Below are 17,696 nucleotides of genomic sequence, written 5' to 3' on the forward strand. Positions count from 1 at the left end.
GATACTAAAGCGTAATGATTAGTTATTATCTACTTTTTTAGCAAAAAAGCCGTCTTTTATTTTGTTGCTTCTCTGTTGTGGTATATAACCTGTTTTTCGTTCAAAATATTTTATTTGTGCTTTATTTACACAGGGTATAGGGCCATTACCCGAAGCCCAGAAAAAATCATTTTTTATGGGTGAGTAAAAAGTAAGGTTTCCTATAGTCACTTTCTCAAATTCAGTATTTAATTTACTATTGCTGTGAGGTGCTACAATTTCTTCAAGTTTAAAGTTGCTGGTTTCTAAAGCGAATTTATTTTCGGCAAATTTATTAAGATCAATGGGTATAAAAAGTACATAGGCAGTAGCTATCATACTGAATATAAGTATAGGTTTCAGTAACATTTTATTTAAAAATAGTTTACTGCTCGTAAATATGAGTGCTGCAAAGAAAAAAGAAAACAATAACAATGTATTCATAAAAAAGCGGTACTGCGGTGATGAAATAAATAAAATAACCATTTGTACTACCATTAGTGTATATAATATCCACCACTTTCTTTCATTCTTGAATTTATAAATACCAAAGGGGGTTATAAAAATAAGTATTGCCCCTATAAGATTAAACAAGCCGTGCAATTTCGGTAATGTTAACCAGCGTAGTATAAGTTCTTTATACGACATGCTGTCGTATGCAGACTTTTTTAATAAGTAACCATACACTTTAGTTTCATCGTAGTACATTTGCGCTATAGACTCAGGGATTACCCAATCAGCATTATAAGCAAAATTTACTACAGGAAATAAAGGGTATCCGCTAATGATAGTATTCTTGACGATAAAAGCGCTTAACGTAATTAAGCCTATAATACTTAACGAACTTATAGCAGGTAATGTTTTTTTGAAATTACTAAAAAACATTATCAAGGGAACTGTTAGTAGGGCTACCGCAGTTGTTTTAATGAAAATAAGGTAAATAATAAGTAGGGCTATAATTTTAAAATCTTCTGTAAAAGTTTCTTTTTTACCAGTAAGGAAATAGCTGAAAATTATAAAACTGAAAACGTATACAGGTATATCAGGGGATGGAGCACTAATAAACTGAAAGAAAAATACATTTGCTAACGGGAACATTCCTATAACAAGACTATTAAATTTTCTATCGGTAAAATACTCGTTTAATTTGAAGATACAGAAGAGATTCCCCAGTAGCAGACAATAGCCACTTATATCATTAAAATTAGAGTATAAAAAAGAAAAACTGAATGCACTTTGGGTTATATGCCACCCACTTGATTGTGCCAGAAAGAAATGAATATTACCTAAACCCTTTACAAATCCACATTCATTCAACCATTTAATTGATTGTATGTAATAGGATTCATTATCAATAACATAAGGAGAAGAAGCACATTGCGCTATAATAAGGATTATATTTATAAATAATAGCGATTTACATATCAGTTTCAGACTGTTTATTTTTGACAAAATCTCTTTGTATATCGCTTTAATTTCCTTTCGTAACGAGTAGCCCGAAGCTAAAGTTAAGAGTAGTAAAAGTATGTGAAACTCTAAACCTACGTTTTTAAAAATAGCCCAAAATGAGGCTATAAGTGTAGTGGTAAACAACCCTAATATAGCAATAACAGAAAAGTTGTTTGTTTTTAATTTTACCAGTTTGGCAAACAGGCAACCTAAATTTATAGTTACAAAGCCTATATATATCCAGCTAATAAAAATTAAAAGCATAACATAGTTTTATCGGATTATATTTCCGTCGCTCATTACCAGCTTACGGTCTGCCATGTCGGCAAGATCTTCGTTATGGGTAACAATAACAAATGTTTGCCCCATTTCATCACGTAGTTTAAAAAATAACTTGTGTAAGTTTTCTGCCGAAGCAGTATCTAAGTTACCGGAAGGCTCATCGGCAAAAATTACAGCAGGTTTATTGATTAATGCCCTGGCAACTGCCACACGTTGCTGCTCTCCACCCGAAAGTTCTCCCGGTTTGTGATTTATTCTGTGTGATAGTCCTAAGTATTCTAAAAGCCTTTTGGCTTCTGCTTCAGCTTCTTTTTTAGGAGTATCGGCTATAAAAGCAGGAATACATACATTTTCCAGAGCGGTGAACTCGGGTAATAATTGATGAAATTGGAATATAAAGCCCAGTTGCAAGTTTCTGAATTTAGAGAGCGCTTTGTCTTTCATTGCCAATACATCTTCGTTATTAATTAATAACGAAGTGCCGTTTTCTTTGGCAGGTCTGTCTAAAGTACCCAGTATTTGCAATAAGGTTGTTTTACCCGCTCCTGAAGCTCCTACTATAGAAACTATTTCGCCTTTTTGTATATGCAGGCTAACTCCTTTTAAAACCTGAAGATTGCCGTAATATTTATGAATATTCTGTGCTTTTATCATTATAAGCTGTTTTCACAAAGAAACGAACAATTTAAAAAATTATAAATGTTTTTTGGCACAATATTTACTGTATTTGTATTGTAAAGTTTAGTTAACGCGGCAATAAGGCGATTTATAATTATTAATTTTGAACAGCTATGAAGAAGGGAATTGCATTAATTTTTGTTATGACTATTTTTTCCTGCCAGCTTAAAGGGAAAAACTCAAAAGAAGAAGTAGCAGAAAACATAAAGGAGAATACAACAAATACTATGGAAAATACAAATACAGCGACTGCAATTTTTGCAGGAGGTTGCTTTTGGTGTACAGAGGCATTTTTTACTGATTTAAAAGGAGTAGAGAAAGTAGTTTCAGGATATATAGGGGGCACGGTTAAAAATCCCAGTTACAGGGAAGTTTGTAATGGCACTACCGGTCATGCCGAAGCTATTAAAATAACTTACAATCCTAAAGAGGTAGCCTACGACGATTTGTTAGAGATATTTTTCGCAACGCATGACCCAACTACGCTTAACAGGCAGGGGGCTGATGTTGGTACACAATACCGAAGCGAAATATTTTACACTAATGACGAGCAGAAAAAAGCTGCTGAGAATTTTATACAGTTACTGGAAAGTCAAAATATATTTGGTAAACCAATAGTTACCAAAGTAAGTGAAGCGAGTACTTTTTACCCTGCGGAAGATTATCATCAGGATTATTATGCACAAAATTCAAATCAGCCGTATTGCCAGGCGGTAATATCGCCCAAGTTGGAAAAACTGAAAAAGAATTATAAATCGAAACTTAAAGAGTAAGAAATAGTAATATTATAATTTGATATATAACAGCCCTGCAAATTGTGGGGCTTTTTTAGTCTTTAAATAAAAAGCCGAAGCCCATCATTTTCAGCATTCTTTTCTCAAAAGCCCAAAAGAATTTGAATTGCCCGAATATAAAGCCAAAGGAAACGAGTAAAACCTGATATATAGGGAATATTAAAATTATATATAGCGGAATGTAGAAATAGAGTGGTAGAGTGTCTTTAGTAATACCCATCCATGCTAAAACCGGTTTAGAAAGATAAGCAGACGTTGAGCCTGTAACTGCAAAAACAATAAATATTATAACTAGCTGAAAATTACTATTTATACCCCAACGTTCTTTTAGTTTTTTCATAATGATAAACCTTCTCGCAAATATACCTGTTTTAGTATTGCGGTACAACACCTGTGAAGTTTTGATTGTTACTTATTTGAAAATAGACTAAATAATTGTAAAGCAAGTAGTTTACCTCATAACCGTAGTCAATATTAGGTCTGTAGTCAATTTGCATTTGGTACAAGTTACCGTATTTCAACGGATTTTGCGCTCTTATATTCCATTCGGTAACCCATTGCCTGTTCTTTACTTCAAGATAAGGCTGTTCATAATAGCCCCTTGGTCGTGCTGTGGAAGCAAGCCAACCTGTAAACCCCGGGTCAATAATAATTATCTCATATTCTATATCATCATTAGCAATACGTACAGTATCATTTTTAATACTACTGTCAGCTAATTCTTTATTAGTAGTATTAGGCTCTTTAAAATTAGGTTTATTTGTTTTACAGCTAATTGTAAGGGTTGCTATAAGTATAGGTATGGTAAAAAAGAGCTTTTTCATGGCAATTGAATTTTATTGTATAAAGTTATAAAAATAAAAGCGCCCTAAAAAGGCGCTTTTATCACAATTGTTGTATTCTTTATGTAGTCGCTATGCTGTTGCTGAGTTGTAATTTTTCTCTTCGGTACTTGCTTTTACATCTATAGTATCACCAAGTTCCTTTCCGGTATTAGCCTTATGTTCTTTTGCTTTGCTGGCAAGATCTTCTCCTTTTTGTACTACCTCGTTAAATCTCTTTTTTGCAGATTCTTTTACATTATTAAACTTGTCTTTAAGGTCGTGTCCCAGTTCATCAGCTTTTTCAGAAACTCCGTCAAGATATCCTTTTCTTTTTAGTACAATTCCTACTGCTGCCATTGCTGCTACACCGGCAGCTATTCCTAATATTAGTTTCTTGTTGCTCATAATAATTTTTTTTGCTTTAATGATTCTACATTTAGTTGTAAGTGGTCAAGTAATGTTTTCCTTGATTATTACAGTACTAAATTAGTCATACTATAAGCGAAACTATACTAAAGGTGTCTTAAAATTTGATAACCAGTAGGTTATTTAACGTCTTGTTAGTAAAGGAGGGAGGAGATACAAAATCCGTGTTAAAAAAAGAGCTGGTATTAAACCGGCTCTTAATGTATATTATACGAATAATGGATAATCTTCTTCGTTACTTACATCTTGCTCCGGTTCATCTTCATTCCATTCGCCTTCCGTTGCATAACCAAAATTAAATTGATGTTTTGGGTTAATGTTAGCGAATAGTTTTAATAATAAATCGATTTTCATTTTCATCTTAATTTTTGCAATTTTAATTGATACAAACAGTACAATTCTGTTTTTCTTAATATTTTATTGCAAAACTATCAATTACATTGTTTCGATGAAAATTTTTAGTAAAACTTTAATATTTACCAAGAATTATTAATGAATAGTTTATGTTTTAGTGATAATTATTTTATTTGCCCAGATATATTCCCAGCCAAACAGCAAAGAGTCCTGTAATTATACTCGCTGCCATATAAGCAAACGCAGTAAAAGTATGTTGCCCTTGCAGCAGGTTTACATTTTCTATGGCAAAAGTAGAGAAGGTGGTGTAACCGCCACAAAAACCTGTTATAAAGAAATATTTAAAGTTATCACTGGCAATTTGCTGTTTTTCCATATAACCGAAAAGTAACCCTATAAGGAAACAACCTATGATATTTACTATAAACGTAGCAGCAGGAAATAAACTGTTTAAATACTTATTGGCAAGTAAAGAGGTTAAGTAACGTAATATACTGCCTATGCCTCCGCCAAGACCTATTATTAATATTGATTTAAACATGATTCTGAATGTATTTTACCATAGTTATCTTATCAGCTATGTGCTTTTCTTTAAAAAAGTTTTTAATGGTGCCACATTCTTCAAAGCCAAATTTATCATAGAGTTTAATCCCTGAAATATTAGAGGAGTAAACTTCCAGCCATATAATATTTACAGGTAAATGTTTTGTAGCAATTTTCAGTAGCATGTCCATAAGGCATGTGCCAATACCTAAATTTTGCCAATTGTTGGCTATACCCATGCCTAGTGCAGCAGTATGGAATATTTTTTCACGTTGATTTCCTGTAAGGTCTATATTTCCTATTAGTTCGTTATTATGTTCAGCAACAAGTAATAAACTGTTTTTTTGCTGTTTATACCTGTTAATTAGTTCTGCTTCATCATCAACTGTATTTCTATATTCATATTCATACAGTGGAATGGAAGTAGTATTTTTTATATAACCTTTTTTCAGGCGTAGCAACGCTTCTGCATCTTCTGTATCTGCTTCACGAACAATTATACTTAAACCGTTTTTTAATTTATATGTCTGGTTTATTAAACTCATAGAAAACTTTTAAGTACAGTTTTTAGTTATTTATAAAGGCTATGCATGTTTACAAATTTAACAAGTTTATTTATGTTGTGCGCCAAAACTATAAAACATAGCGTAATATTACCGTAAACAATTTACTATATTTGCTACTTTGTAAAGAAACAAACTAACGAAATCTATGAAATTATTAGAAGGAAAAACGGCTATTATTACCGGCGCGAGCAGAGGTATTGGTCGTGGTATAGCAAAAGTTTTTGCAGAGCAGGGTGCTAATGTAGCTTTTACATACAGTAGCAGTGCAGAAGCAGCAAAAGTACTTGAAGAAGAATTAACAGCTTTAGGAATCAAAGCAAAAGGTTACCAAAGTAATGCTGCTGACTTTAATGCGGCACAACAACTTGTTGATGATGTAGTAGCTGAATTTGGTACTGTAGATATTTTAATAAACAATGCAGGTATTACTAAAGATAACCTGCTTATGCGTATATCTGAAGAAGACTTTGATAAAGTTATAGACGTTAACCTTAAGTCAGTATTTAACATGACTAAAGCTGTACAACGTACTATGCTAAAGCAGCGTAAAGGTTCTATAATTAATATGAGCTCTGTAGTAGGAGTGAAGGGTAATGCAGGACAAACTAATTATGCAGCATCAAAAGCAGGGGTTATTGGTTTTACAAAATCTGTAGCGCTGGAGCTTGGTTCAAGAAATATACGTTGTAACGCAATTGCACCGGGCTTTATAGAAACAGAAATGACAGAAAAACTTGGTGAAGATGTTGTGAAAGGTTGGACTGAGAATATTCCGTTAAAAAGAGGAGGAAGTCCGGAAGACGTAGCCAACGCATGTGTATTCCTTGCTTCTGATATGTCTGCCTATGTAACAGGGCAAACATTGAATGTTGACGGTGGTATGCTTACGTAATTAAAAAGAATATAAATTTATAATATAAGGGATTGGAATGACTACATCTATGGTTTTATTACTAATAGTAGCTGTTTTTGCAGCATTTGGATTGTCATTCTATCAATATATATTTAAAGCTAAAAAGAAGGGTAAAGCACTTTTCTTTTTAGCTTTTTTACGTTTCTGCAGTTACTTGGCAATATTTATTTTGCTGATAAACCCTATAATAACCCATAAAGACTTTGAAGTAGAAAAAACACCACTACCTGTATTGGTAGATAATTCTGCTTCTATAAAAGAGCTGGGGCAGGATAGCTTGGTTAACAACCTTTATAAAGAGATAGTTGAAGATAAAGCCTTAAATGATAAGTTCGATGTTCAGTTATTTACTTTTGATGAAGGTTTTAACATGGGAGAAGAACCTGACTATAAGGGTAAACAAACTCATATTGCTCAGGCAGCACAAAACTTAAAACAATTATACAGGGGTAAAAAGTATCCGGTACTGTTAATTTCAGATGGTAACCAGACTCTAGGCAATGACTACATATACAGTTTTACTGAGGATACCCAAGTTTACCCAATTGTAGTAGGGGATACTACCTTATACCCTGACTTAAAAGTAAATCAGGTAAACGTTAACAAATACGCACTACTTAAAAATAAATTTCCTGTAGAAGTTTTTCTTCAATACAGTGGGAATAAAAATATAGATGCTGAGTTTAGCATTAAACAGGGGAATACAGTAGTATATAAGCAAAAAGTATCATTTACCCAGAATAATAAAGCACAGGTAGTAAATGTATTGCTTGAAGCTAAAAAAGTAGGTGTACAAACCTATAAAGCGGTAATAACTTCTGCCGAAAAGGAAAAGAACACTTATAACAATACTAAAAACTTTGCTGTAGAGGTTATAGACCAACGTTCGGAAGTTGCAATAGTATCAAACATTACACATCCTGATTTGGGTGCTTTAAAACGTGCTATAGAGAATAACAAGCAACGTAATGTAACATTATTAAAACCTAATGAAGTAAAATCATTACAGGACTATAATGTTTTACTATTATACCAACCTGATGCTACCTTCCGTAATTTATTAGAACAGAATAAAACAGCAGGCTTAAATACTTTTGTTATTACAGGATTACATACTGATTTTAACCTTTTAAACAGGTATCAGGATTTATTAAGCTTTAAAATGACTTCGCAAAAGGAGAATTATACGGCGAAATATAATTCGTTGTTTAACCTTTTTGCTGTTGATGATATAGGTTTTGAACAGTTTCCCCCTTTGCAAAATCCATTTGGTACGGTAACAGTAAAGTCAAGTGCTAATGAATTATTGGGTTCAAGCATTAGAAATTTAGATACTGATAGTCCATTATTTGTTTTTTCTGAAAACGGAGCTTCCCGCAACGCTTTTTTACTCGGTGAAGATATTTGGAAGTGGCGAATGGAAACGTACCTTAAAAATAACTCATTTGAGCAGTTTGATGTATTTATTGATAAGACAATACAGTTTTTAGCTTCAAACTCTAAAAGAAAGTCACTTATAGTTAATCATGAAAGTTTTTATAACTCAGGTGAACTAATAGGTATAACGGCTCAGTTTTTTAATAAAAATTATGAGTTTGATGAAAATGCCCGTTTAACTATAAGCATTAAAAATACTACTACAGGAGAAAGTAAAACATATGATTTTTTAAAAGGTAATAATGAATATAAAGTTAACCTTGATGGTATTACCGCAGGTAAATATTCGTTTACGGTAAAGGAGAATAACTCCAATACTGTTTACAGCAGCTCTTTTGAAGTATTAGATTTTGAAATAGAAAAACAATTTGTAAACCCTGACTTGAAAAGACTGCAACAAACAGCTTTAAAAACAGGAGGGGATGTGTATTACCCAAATAATACAAAAACGTTGTTAGAGAAGCTAATTTCGAATGATAACTATAAGGCTACTCAAAAAGAGATAACCCAAAAATCACCATTAATTGATTGGGTATGGCTATTAGTTATTTTAGCTATAACCTTAGCTATAGAGTGGTTTGTAAGAAAGTACAATGGTTTAATGTAATTAAATAATTTTTATAGTTACATTAATTGAAATAAAAAAAGAGGGCATTTTGCCCTCTTTTTTATTATGCTATTTTTTCCAATAGCTGTACTTGGTCTTTTAATCGTTCAATGAGTAAGTTCATCATTCTTTTATTTAACCTTGACGAATTAGTTATATACTCATTATACTCATCAATAGTAAACATTGCTATAACCATACCTTTTAAAGCATTTCTAAACTTTATGTCCTTTTGTATGGCATTCTCTATAAAAATCAGTTTTTTCTCTGTGTTAAGGCTGTAAAAATCACCTTTATGCTTATTTACATAGTTTAAAAAAGAAGCTAAAAAGAGATCATTCTGAAATTTAAGTATTGGTCGTATTGTTTTGTTTTGGAATATTTCTTCTTCTGATGATTGGGGGTGTATATCGCCTAATATATCACCTCTTATACCAATCAAACCTCTGTCTCTTGTTTCCATGGTTTTTATTTTAAATATAAAAAAACCTCTGCGGCTAGCAGAGGTTTCTATATTTAGTTATCAACAAGTTATTACTATTTCAGTATGAAAGTTACTTTTCTTACTGTTTGACGTGCATATCTTGAGCTCTTATCTACTGATGTATCTTCACCATTACCAACTATATTAAGTCTCGAACCATCAATACCTGCATCTACAAGTATTTGTTTTACATTCTCAGCTCTTCTGCTGGATAGTTGTCTATTATATTCAGTATTACCAATCTCATCAGCATAACCTATTACGTCAGCATTAACTTCAGGATGGTTTTTTAAATATGTAATTAAGAAGTTAAGTCCGTTTGTAGACTCTTGATTTGGCATATCTCTGTTAAAATCAAAGTATACATTTACATAACCACTATTAATAAGATCTTTAATATTACCATTCATAGTTTGAACGCTTTGTTCAACACTCTGCTTAACCTCATTATTTTTTTGTTCTAAGTATGATTCTAACTCATCAGGTACACCATTATTATTTCTGTCAATAGTTCTACCTTTACTATCTACAGCTACTCCGGTAATAGTATTTGGTTCAGCATCAAGATAATCAGGAATACCATCTTTATCAGAGTCATCAAGCATAGTTTCCATTTCGCCAAGTCTGTCTTCTATATCTAATAACTCGTCAGACTTGTCCTCAATATACCAGTCAGCGTGTTGTTCGTGCTTTCCTAAGTAAATTGAAAGACCAATAGTAGCATTGTATAATGTACCATCAAATCCTTGACGACCTTGTCTGTCATAATCACCACCATCCCAGTTTTTATGTTGAGAGAATGTATTCATCATAGTAAAGTCAGCATTAAGAGCAAGTCTTCGTGAAATTTTATACTGTACTCCCATACCTATTAAAAAATCACCAAGGCGATCCTCACCATCAAATCTGTCTCCTGTTAATTGAGAAACACCAAATCCCATGTGTCCTAAAACATTTAATCTGTTTGTCCACGACTCGAATTCCATGATTCTGCCAAGGTTAGCATATCCTTGGAAACCTATTGTTATTACTTCAGATTCAAAAGTGTTATCACTATCACCATCATCGTTTAATACATCATAACCTCCGTGGATTTTTAAACCAAACTTAGTGTTAAACATATACCTAAACCCTAAATCAGCATGAAATAAATTATTTGCATTCATGTGATAGCCTAAAGACATCGGGTTACCGGCCTTATTAACACCACCATTAATATCAATTGACCATTTATTATAGTCGCTTGCACTTTTTTCCTGTGCATTCATTGATGTGAGGCAAATTAATAATAAAGGTAGTACGAGTTTTTTCATAAATAATTGATTAACGTTATCGGTATGTTGAATTTCGGTGTAAATGTAATAATTTTATATTTAAGTAAATACGTGTTATATTTAAGTAATTAACCATGTAAAAGTAAGAAATGTTTTCAATTACAAACCCTTTTAATCAAACTTTTTTGTCTGAATATCAGTATATTACTGATGAACAAGCCATTTCTGATGTAGAAATATGTCAGAAAGCATATATGGGATGGAAAAGTAAAACTGTCGATGACCGACTAAAATTTATCAAAAATTTAATATTTGAGCTTGAAAATCAAAAAGAAATATTAACAAAGCAGTGTACTTTAGAGATGGGGAAACCCCTAAAACAGTCTGTAGCAGAGATAGAAAAGTGCGGAAAGCTATGTGAGTATTATATAAAAAACGCAGAAGATTTTCTTTCAGGAAAGAATATTACTACAGATGGAAGTGAAAGTTATACCACACATGAACCTTTAGGAGTCATTTTGGGTGTAATGCCTTGGAATTTTCCTTACTGGCAGGTTTTCCGCTTTGCAATACCAGCTATAATAGCAGGAAACACTGTTTGTGTAAAACATGCATCGAATGTAGCAGGGTGCGGAAAGTTATTAGAAAAGCTTTTTAAAGATGCCGGTTTTCCTCAAGGAGTATATAAAAACCTACTTATTTCGGGTAAACAGGTAGAAAATGTTATTAATAGCCCTATAATTAAAGGCGTATCATTAACAGGAAGTGAAAAGGCAGGTGCATCGGTAGCATCGGCAGCAGCTAATTTGATTAAAAAATCAGTTTTAGAACTTGGAGGCAGTAATGCATTTGTAATATGTAAAGATGCCAATATTGATGACGCTGTAGAAACAGCTGTAAATGCCCGAATGCAAAATACAGGACAAAGCTGTATTGCAGCGAAACGTTTTATAGTTCACGAAAGCTTATATGACTCTTTTGTAGATAAGTATAAAGCAAAAGTAGCAGATTTAGTTTCCGGTGATCCTATGGATGAAAATACTTATATAGGACCATTGGCAAGAATAGACCTTGCAGAAGATCTAGAAGAGCAAGTAAACAAATCTGTTGAAATGGGAGCCAAGGTAGTAATAGGAGGGAAGCGTAAAGATGCTTTTTATGAACCTACTATAATTACTGGTGTAACTAAGGATATGCCTGTGTTTAAAGAAGAGGTTTTTGGTCCTGTAGCTCCGGTAATATCATTTAAAACTTTTGAAGAAGCTGTGGAGATTAGTAACGATACTGAGTTTGGTTTAGGCGTTACGGTATTTACTGAAGATATAAAAGAAATAAAAGAGAAACTACACCTGTTTGATGAAGGAGCAGTGTTTATTAATGCTTTAGTGAAATCAGACCCTGCGTTACCATTTGGCGGAGTGAAAAAATCCGGTTACGGAAGAGAACTTGCTGAAAATGGAATAAAGGAGTTTGTAAACGTAAAAACAGTTTACATTAAATAAGACTTAAATATTATTCACATATAAAAGAAAAGCCCTGCAATTGCAGGGCTTTTCTTTTATAATTTCTAAATTAATATAATTCTGGATATTGTTCAGGATTAGATTCGTGCATAATAGCGTATACCTTTTCATAAATATCTTCTGCCGAAGGTTTAGAGAAGTAGTCCCCATCAGTACCATAAGCAGGGCGGTGTGCTTTAGCAGTAAGTGTTTCAGGCTTGCTGTCTAAGTGCCTGTATGCGTTTTGCTCGTCTAATACTTTTTGTAGTATATACGCAGAAGCACCACCAGGAACATCTTCGTCAATAACCAATAACCTGTTTGTTTTGGCTACACTTTTCACGATGTCATGGTTAATATCAAACGGTAATAAAGACTGGATATCTATAATTTCAGCATCAATGCCTTTTTCTAATAATTCTTTAGCAGCTTGTTCTACCAAACGAAGTGTAGAGCCATAAGAAACTAAAGTAATATCAGTACCTTCTTTTATTGTTTCAACAACGCCAAGCGGAGTTTTAAACTCGCCCATGTTTGTCGGCATTTTTTCTTTTAATCGGTAACCGTTAAGGCATTCTATAATTAAAGCAGGTTCATCAGTTTCTAAAAGTGTATTATAGAAACCTGCTGCTTTAGTCATATCACGAGGTACTAAAACATGCATACCTCTAAGCGCATTTATTATCATCCCCATTGGCGAACCGGAATGCCATATACCTTCCAGTCTGTGACCACGTGTTCTAATAATTAGCGGAGCTTTTTGCTTTCCTGCTGTACGGTATTGTAGTGTAGCAAGGTCATCACTCATTATTTGTATAGCATATAATAAGTAATCTAAATACTGAATTTCAGCAATAGGGCGTAAACCACGCATTGCCATACCAATCCCTTGACCTAAAATAGTCGCTTCGCGTATACCGGCATCACAAACACGGAAATCTCCGTATTTTTCCTGCATACCTTCAAGCCCTTGGTTAACATCACCAATATTACCGCAGTCTTCACCAAAAACAAGTGCTTCAGGATATTTTGCGAAAAGAGCATCAAAATTATCACGTACTATTACACGTCCATCAACATTTTCTGCATTTTCATCATATTCAGGAGCAACACCTTCTATATTTAATGCATTCTTTTCAGACTCTGAATATAAATGAGAACTGTATTTAGGTTGAATTTTAGCAGTATAATCTTTAATCCATTGTGCCAGTTTGCCTTTACCTGCTTCCCCAACTATAAGTCTCAGTACTTTTCTTGCAGTAACCAATAGCTCTTTACGTATAGGCTCTTTTATAGCATCAAGTTCGTTAGCAAACTTTTCTATAAATACTTTATTAGGGCTATTGCCGGCTATTTCATTAAGTAAATCAACAAGTTCCTTTTTTTCTGCTTTTATAGGAGCGGTATAGGCTGTCCAGGCTGCTTTTTTACCATCGCGAACATCTTTCTTCGCTTGGTCATCAATAGCTTTCAGTTCTTCTTCATTAGCAATATTGTTTTCAAGCATCCACTTTTTCATCTGTGCAATACAGTCGTACTCTTTCTCCCAGGAAAGTCTTTCTTCGTTTTTGTATCGCTCGTGCGAACCGGATGTTGAGTGCCCCTGTGGTTGTGTAAGTTCATGTACGTGCATTAATACCGGTACATGCTCTTCTCTTGCTATAGTAGACGCTTTTTCATAAGCTGCTACCAGTTCAGCATAATCCCAACCTTTTACTTTTATTATTTCGTACCCCTTATTGTCTTCATCACGCTGAAAACCTTTTAATATTTCAGAGATATTTTCTTTTGTTGTTTGGTAACGTGCGTGTACTGAGATACCGTATTCATCATCCCATACACTTATAACCATAGGTACTTGTAGTACTCCTGCCGCATTTATAGTTTCGAAAAACAACCCTTCGGATGTACTGGCGTTACCTATAGTACCCCATGCTACTTCGTTACCTTGTACTGAAAAGTTGTTTTCAGCTTTTATTTCTTTAACGTTGCGGTATATTTTTGATGCCTGAGCTAATCCCAGTAAACGAGGCATTTGTCCCGCTGTAGGAGAAATATCGGCACTTGAGTTTTTCTGTTGCGTAAGGTTTTTCCAGTTTCCGTTTTCATCAAGGCTGTGTGTGGCAAAGTGCCCGCCCATTTGTCTACCTCCGGACATAGGATCGTTTTCTATATCAGGATGGCCGTATAAGCCTGCGAAAAACTGTTGTATAGTTAATTCGCCTATAGCCATCATAAAAGTTTGGTCACGGTAATAACCGGAACGAAAATCTCCGTTTTTAAACGCTTTTGCCATTGCAAGTTGCGGAACTTCTTTACCATCTCCGAAAATTCCAAACTTGGCTTTACCGGTTAGTACTTCACGTCGTCCTAGAAGACTACACTCTCTGCTTACTACAGCAATTTGATAATCGTTAAGTACTTCGGTTTTAAAATCTTCAAATGAAATCGATTTTTTAATCTCTGTCTCTGTCATATAAAAGCGGGTTGTATGTCTACAAATTTATACAAAAGAATTAAATTTTGAAATGCCGTAACTGATTTTGATTTAATTTTTTTCAATAATACGGTTGATATTGAAGGTTTTGGTAGATAATAACCAACGAAATGTAACAAAAAATAGAAAATGTGTATTTTTTAGCTTTTTGATTACATACTCCCTAAAACCACTTTCGGGTAAACAGGTTAATTAGCGTACCGGGGCTTATAGTTACTACAAAGCGTATTTTTTCACTGTAATTACCTTCGTTAAACTCAAAACCATTGCTCGAATATACAGGGAAATATAATTCGAAGTAATCAGGTAAAAGGTTTAAGCGTATACCACTATCATACACAAATTTAGCCCCTCGGTATTTATTTTTAAATAAACCTACATCGCCATAAACTTCTACCCAGTTCCATATATTAAAACTGGCATTTACGGTAGTCATCCATTGGTTTGCAAACCTTGTGTCGAAAATAGATTTAAAGCCACCTTCTGCCATTATATACTGTTGACTGAAAAGTCCATCTGATTCTGAGCGACCGTAGTAGTTATAATCAAACATATAGTCACTTGGGCGGTCTAGTCCAAAACTGAAAAACTCTGAGCTTGTGCTTCTGTACATAAAAGCACCTGCAAAAAAACGAAGGTTTATTTGCCTGTTATCATCAAAAAGTCTCCTATATTGTATTTCTCCTGATAGTTTACCAAATGACTTTGAAATTTGTACATCAGTATAAAAATTATAGTGTTTAACTATTTCTGATTCGTATTTGCTATAGCGCAGGTTAAAAACAGAATAATTTTCATTTTGTTCTTCGGTAGCTACATATCTTGATTTTTCGCGTTCTACCATTACTTGGCGTAATACAATGAACTCCTTTTTGTTTTTCCTGAAATCTTCATCCCTTATCCTGAATGATACCGAAGGTACAAATTTGGTATATCGGGCATCGGGTGCGTAGTGAAATGTTGAGCCACCTATTGAATACCTAACATTGTAAAGTCCTTGTTCCCTTATATAATTGTTATAGGTTAAGTTAAAAGAACCTATAAGTGTACCTGTATTCATGGAGTAGGTAGGCGAAACATCAAATATAAAAGGCTTGGCTAATAATGATTTGTTATGGAAACGCATACCGGGCGAGAAGCCATCGTATAAGTTAAATACAAAGCTAGGCACATAGAACAGTTGGTTATACCTCGGGTCTTCTATATCCTGAAAAAAAGTAAATTTAAAAGGCTTTCGGTTAGGTAGCCAGTTACCTAGTGTTTTTGAATTATTTCTTAAATTAAACTCAGGTATTTCATTATTATAGTTTAAAACCAAACGGTCAGCATCATAAGAATGTATTGTTAATGTGGTATCAGTTTTTACATTTTCAAGCCACTTTTTAAATACTACTGTATCATTTTTAATGCTATATAAGGATATTGGCACATTAGTATGCGTACGGTTTTTAACTTTAACTCTTAAAGAGTCACCTTTTCGCTTAACATGACCAAATTTATAATCAATTAAATCTCGGGTGTCAATAACAGTATTAAAAAACCAGCTAATGTCTTTATCAGTTTTACTTTGTAGTATATTTTCAAAGTCTTTTCTACTCGCTTGTTTTTCGGAGTTTAATTTATAGAACTCTTTTAAACCCTCGGCTACAACATTGTTTTTAGTATAATTGTCAAGGTAGTTTATACTTAACCCTGCACGGTATTTATTAGCTATTTGTTCATTAAATTTTATTAAATCATCTTTTGGCATATTTAATGGCTGATCCAGGTTTCTGCGAGCCATTAACAGGTATAAATAATTATACTTTTCATTATAATCTATCTCAAAAAGATGATGTCCTTTTAAAATACCCCAGGTAGAGAGTTGTCCCATCATTTTTTCATTTTGGTGATACTCTTTTACATACTCCATCATTACATAAATCTGAAAGGCATCATATATCCATGCATCTTTACGCGGGTTGAGTTTTAAGGCATTTTTGAGGTTAGCATATAAGTACGTTTTTAAAAAACGCATTTCATATTTAAATGAGTCTGGGAAAGGGCTTATAAAAGAAGGGAGCTGGTTAAGCCCATATACAGGATTACGCTCATAATCAGTTTGCGATACTATAATTTTACCATTAGGGTAACGCCCAAGCTTTTCATCAACAAATTTAGTTATCTGGTCTATTATAAGCGTTTTTTGTATCTCTGTAATTCTGTTTTCTTTCAGGTTAGTGTTTACTTCAATAACAGAGTTTCTGTAAGTCTGAAAAGTTTTTTCTTTTTCAAGGATTAAACTAAACGTGTTAAACTGTTTACCTATAAAATAGTACTTTGTAGTGTTTTCTTCTTCTATTTTGTTACCCAGGTATAGGTCACACATTACCGAAATATCCGAAGGTACAGTTAAAGACAGTTCAAAATCACTAATAGCGTTAGCAATATCATCAAGATTTTCATTACTGTAGAGTGTAAACTCACCATTAACCAGTCGGGCAGGAGCTAAGTACCAGTTTCTTATATTAAAGTTACCATTATCATCATACCCAAATTTTGTAAACCTGCTACTGGGTATTTTAACCTGATAGCGTAAATAAAAACTGAATTTATGGTTAGGGTATATGGGATTTTTAAGCTGAATACGTACAATATCAGGATGCTCTGTAAATCTGCTCCAGTCCAGCATACGACCGTTTTGGTCTACTACAGATGCTATATCAGTATAACCGCGCTCTTCATCTTTGGCTAAATGAAAAGCACGGACATATTCATCTGAAAATCGTTTTGCAAGCGGACTGTTTTTATCAGAATAAGCATTATTCCAGTCGTTAAGTACAAAACTGTTTAAGGTATCGTTTGATTGGTTATGGAAAGTAATTTCCTGTCTTACATGTAATACTTTAGCATCATAGTCAACATCTACAGATAATTTGTTAAGATGTTGTCCACTAGCGTTTACTGAAAATAACAGTAAAATGAAAAGTAGCCTTGTAATAAAATTAAATTTCCGCAAATAACCTTGATTTTTAATGTTTTGAAAAACAAAAGTTGTACTAAATAGTA

Annotated in this window: 16 protein-coding genes; 4 read left to right on the forward strand and 12 right to left on the reverse strand. The window is 33.5% G+C overall.

The annotated features are described in order from the left end of the window. Positions 1–18: 18 nt before the first annotated feature. A complete protein-coding gene (locus tag IEW45_RS00915) occupies positions 19–1,731 on the reverse strand; it encodes a DUF8201 family protein (protein ID WP_188619342.1) in 1,713 nt (570 codons plus the stop codon). A gap of 9 nt (positions 1,732–1,740) precedes the next feature. Then, entirely contained in the window at positions 1,741–2,403 is a 663-nt protein-coding gene (locus IEW45_RS00920) for an ABC transporter ATP-binding protein (protein WP_188619343.1), read from the reverse strand. 251 nt (positions 2,404–2,654) lie between these two features. Between IEW45_RS00920 and msrA the strand changes: the two genes are divergently transcribed. Next, entirely contained in the window at positions 2,655–3,200 is a 546-nt protein-coding gene (gene msrA, locus IEW45_RS00925) for a peptide-methionine (S)-S-oxide reductase MsrA (RefSeq protein ID WP_229665882.1), read from the forward strand. A gap of 55 nt (positions 3,201–3,255) precedes the next feature. On the opposite strand, the gene IEW45_RS00930 is transcribed toward msrA, so the two are convergent. From IEW45_RS00930 to IEW45_RS00955, 6 genes are all read right to left on the reverse strand, one after another. Then, complete coding sequence (locus IEW45_RS00930) at positions 3,256–3,561, reverse strand: DUF6787 family protein (protein WP_188619345.1); 306 nt, start codon at positions 3,559–3,561, stop codon at positions 3,256–3,258. A gap of 31 nt (positions 3,562–3,592) precedes the next feature. Further along, a complete protein-coding gene (locus IEW45_RS00935; RefSeq protein WP_188619346.1) occupies positions 3,593–4,045 on the reverse strand; it encodes a DUF6146 family protein in 453 nt (150 codons plus the stop codon). Positions 4,046–4,135: 90 nt separating this feature from the next. Beyond that, positions 4,136–4,450, reverse strand: a complete 315-nt coding sequence (locus IEW45_RS00940; protein ID WP_188619347.1) for a hypothetical protein — start codon at positions 4,448–4,450, stop codon at positions 4,136–4,138. A gap of 228 nt (positions 4,451–4,678) precedes the next feature. Beyond that, the gene (locus IEW45_RS00945) at positions 4,679–4,825 is read right to left on the reverse strand and encodes a hypothetical protein (RefSeq protein WP_188619348.1); all 147 of its coding nucleotides are present in this window, start codon (positions 4,823–4,825) and stop codon (positions 4,679–4,681) included. 169 nt (positions 4,826–4,994) lie between these two features. Continuing rightward, positions 4,995–5,366: a fluoride efflux transporter CrcB gene (gene crcB / locus IEW45_RS00950; RefSeq protein WP_188619349.1), complete on the reverse strand. Its 372-nt coding sequence runs from the start codon at positions 5,364–5,366 to the stop codon at positions 4,995–4,997. After that, positions 5,359–5,913 (reverse strand): GNAT family N-acetyltransferase, encoded by a 555-nt coding sequence (locus IEW45_RS00955; RefSeq protein ID WP_188619350.1) that lies wholly within the window; start codon positions 5,911–5,913, stop codon positions 5,359–5,361. Before IEW45_RS00955 ends, crcB begins: the two co-directional genes overlap by 8 nt. Before the next feature lie 166 nt (positions 5,914–6,079). On the opposite strand from IEW45_RS00955, the gene fabG reads away from it, so the two are divergent. Both fabG and IEW45_RS00965 read left to right on the forward strand, forming a co-directional pair. Then, on the forward strand, positions 6,080–6,826 hold the full coding sequence (gene fabG / locus IEW45_RS00960) for a 3-oxoacyl-[acyl-carrier-protein] reductase (protein ID WP_188619351.1): 747 nt from the start codon (positions 6,080–6,082) through the stop codon (positions 6,824–6,826). Positions 6,827–6,863: 37 nt separating this feature from the next. Beyond that, complete coding sequence (locus IEW45_RS00965; RefSeq protein WP_188619352.1) at positions 6,864–8,891, forward strand: hypothetical protein; 2,028 nt, start codon at positions 6,864–6,866, stop codon at positions 8,889–8,891. Positions 8,892–8,955: 64 nt separating this feature from the next. Here IEW45_RS00965 and IEW45_RS00970 read toward each other — a convergent pair whose 3' ends face one another. Both IEW45_RS00970 and IEW45_RS00975 read right to left on the reverse strand, forming a co-directional pair. After that, positions 8,956–9,354: a glyoxalase gene (locus IEW45_RS00970; RefSeq protein WP_188619353.1), complete on the reverse strand. Its 399-nt coding sequence runs from the start codon at positions 9,352–9,354 to the stop codon at positions 8,956–8,958. Between the two features lie 74 nt (positions 9,355–9,428). Continuing rightward, positions 9,429–10,688: an OmpA family protein gene (locus IEW45_RS00975; protein WP_188619354.1), complete on the reverse strand. Its 1,260-nt coding sequence runs from the start codon at positions 10,686–10,688 to the stop codon at positions 9,429–9,431. A gap of 110 nt (positions 10,689–10,798) precedes the next feature. On the opposite strand from IEW45_RS00975, the gene IEW45_RS00980 reads away from it, so the two are divergent. Beyond that, a complete protein-coding gene (locus IEW45_RS00980) occupies positions 10,799–12,151 on the forward strand; it encodes an NAD-dependent succinate-semialdehyde dehydrogenase (RefSeq protein WP_188619355.1) in 1,353 nt (450 codons plus the stop codon). 70 nt (positions 12,152–12,221) lie between these two features. Here the strand turns inward: IEW45_RS00980 and IEW45_RS00985 are convergent, their stop codons facing one another. Both IEW45_RS00985 and IEW45_RS00990 read right to left on the reverse strand, forming a co-directional pair. Beyond that, positions 12,222–14,627 carry an alpha-ketoacid dehydrogenase subunit alpha/beta gene (locus IEW45_RS00985; protein WP_188619356.1) on the reverse strand — a complete coding sequence of 802 codons (2,406 nt, stop codon included), beginning with the start codon at positions 14,625–14,627 and terminating at the stop codon, positions 12,222–12,224. 184 nt (positions 14,628–14,811) lie between these two features. Then, complete coding sequence (locus IEW45_RS00990; protein WP_229665864.1) at positions 14,812–17,646, reverse strand: gluzincin family metallopeptidase; 2,835 nt, start codon at positions 17,644–17,646, stop codon at positions 14,812–14,814. Positions 17,647–17,696: the final 50 nt, after the last annotated feature.

Source organism: Flavobacterium suaedae (assembly GCF_014642915.1).
Taxonomy (GTDB): Bacteria; Bacteroidota; Bacteroidia; order Flavobacteriales; family Flavobacteriaceae; genus Flavobacterium; species Flavobacterium suaedae.

Coding starts and splice junctions, on each gene's coding strand:
- IEW45_RS00920 (WP_188619343.1), bottom strand. CDS start 2,403: ATGATAAAAGCACAGAATATTCATAAATATTACGGCAATCTTCAGGTT.
- IEW45_RS00955 (WP_188619350.1), bottom strand. CDS start 5,913: ATGAGTTTAATAAACCAGACATATAAATTAAAAAACGGTTTAAGTATA.
- crcB (WP_188619349.1), bottom strand. CDS start 5,366: ATGTTTAAATCAATATTAATAATAGGTCTTGGCGGAGGCATAGGCAGT.
- IEW45_RS00970 (WP_188619353.1), bottom strand. CDS start 9,354: ATGGAAACAAGAGACAGAGGTTTGATTGGTATAAGAGGTGATATATTA.
- IEW45_RS00980 (WP_188619355.1), top strand. CDS start 10,799: ATGTTTTCAATTACAAACCCTTTTAATCAAACTTTTTTGTCTGAATAT.
- IEW45_RS00975 (WP_188619354.1), bottom strand. CDS start 10,688: ATGAAAAAACTCGTACTACCTTTATTATTAATTTGCCTCACATCAATG.
- IEW45_RS00945 (WP_188619348.1), bottom strand. CDS start 4,825: ATGAAAATCGATTTATTATTAAAACTATTCGCTAACATTAACCCAAAA.
- IEW45_RS00965 (WP_188619352.1), top strand. CDS start 6,864: ATGACTACATCTATGGTTTTATTACTAATAGTAGCTGTTTTTGCAGCA.
- IEW45_RS00935 (WP_188619346.1), bottom strand. CDS start 4,045: ATGAAAAAGCTCTTTTTTACCATACCTATACTTATAGCAACCCTTACA.
- msrA (WP_229665882.1), top strand. CDS start 2,655: ATGGAAAATACAAATACAGCGACTGCAATTTTTGCAGGAGGTTGCTTT.
- IEW45_RS00985 (WP_188619356.1), bottom strand. CDS start 14,627: ATGACAGAGACAGAGATTAAAAAATCGATTTCATTTGAAGATTTTAAA.
- IEW45_RS00940 (WP_188619347.1), bottom strand. CDS start 4,450: ATGAGCAACAAGAAACTAATATTAGGAATAGCTGCCGGTGTAGCAGCA.
- IEW45_RS00930 (WP_188619345.1), bottom strand. CDS start 3,561: ATGAAAAAACTAAAAGAACGTTGGGGTATAAATAGTAATTTTCAGCTA.
- fabG (WP_188619351.1), top strand. CDS start 6,080: ATGAAATTATTAGAAGGAAAAACGGCTATTATTACCGGCGCGAGCAGA.
- IEW45_RS00915 (WP_188619342.1), bottom strand. CDS start 1,731: ATGCTTTTAATTTTTATTAGCTGGATATATATAGGCTTTGTAACTATA.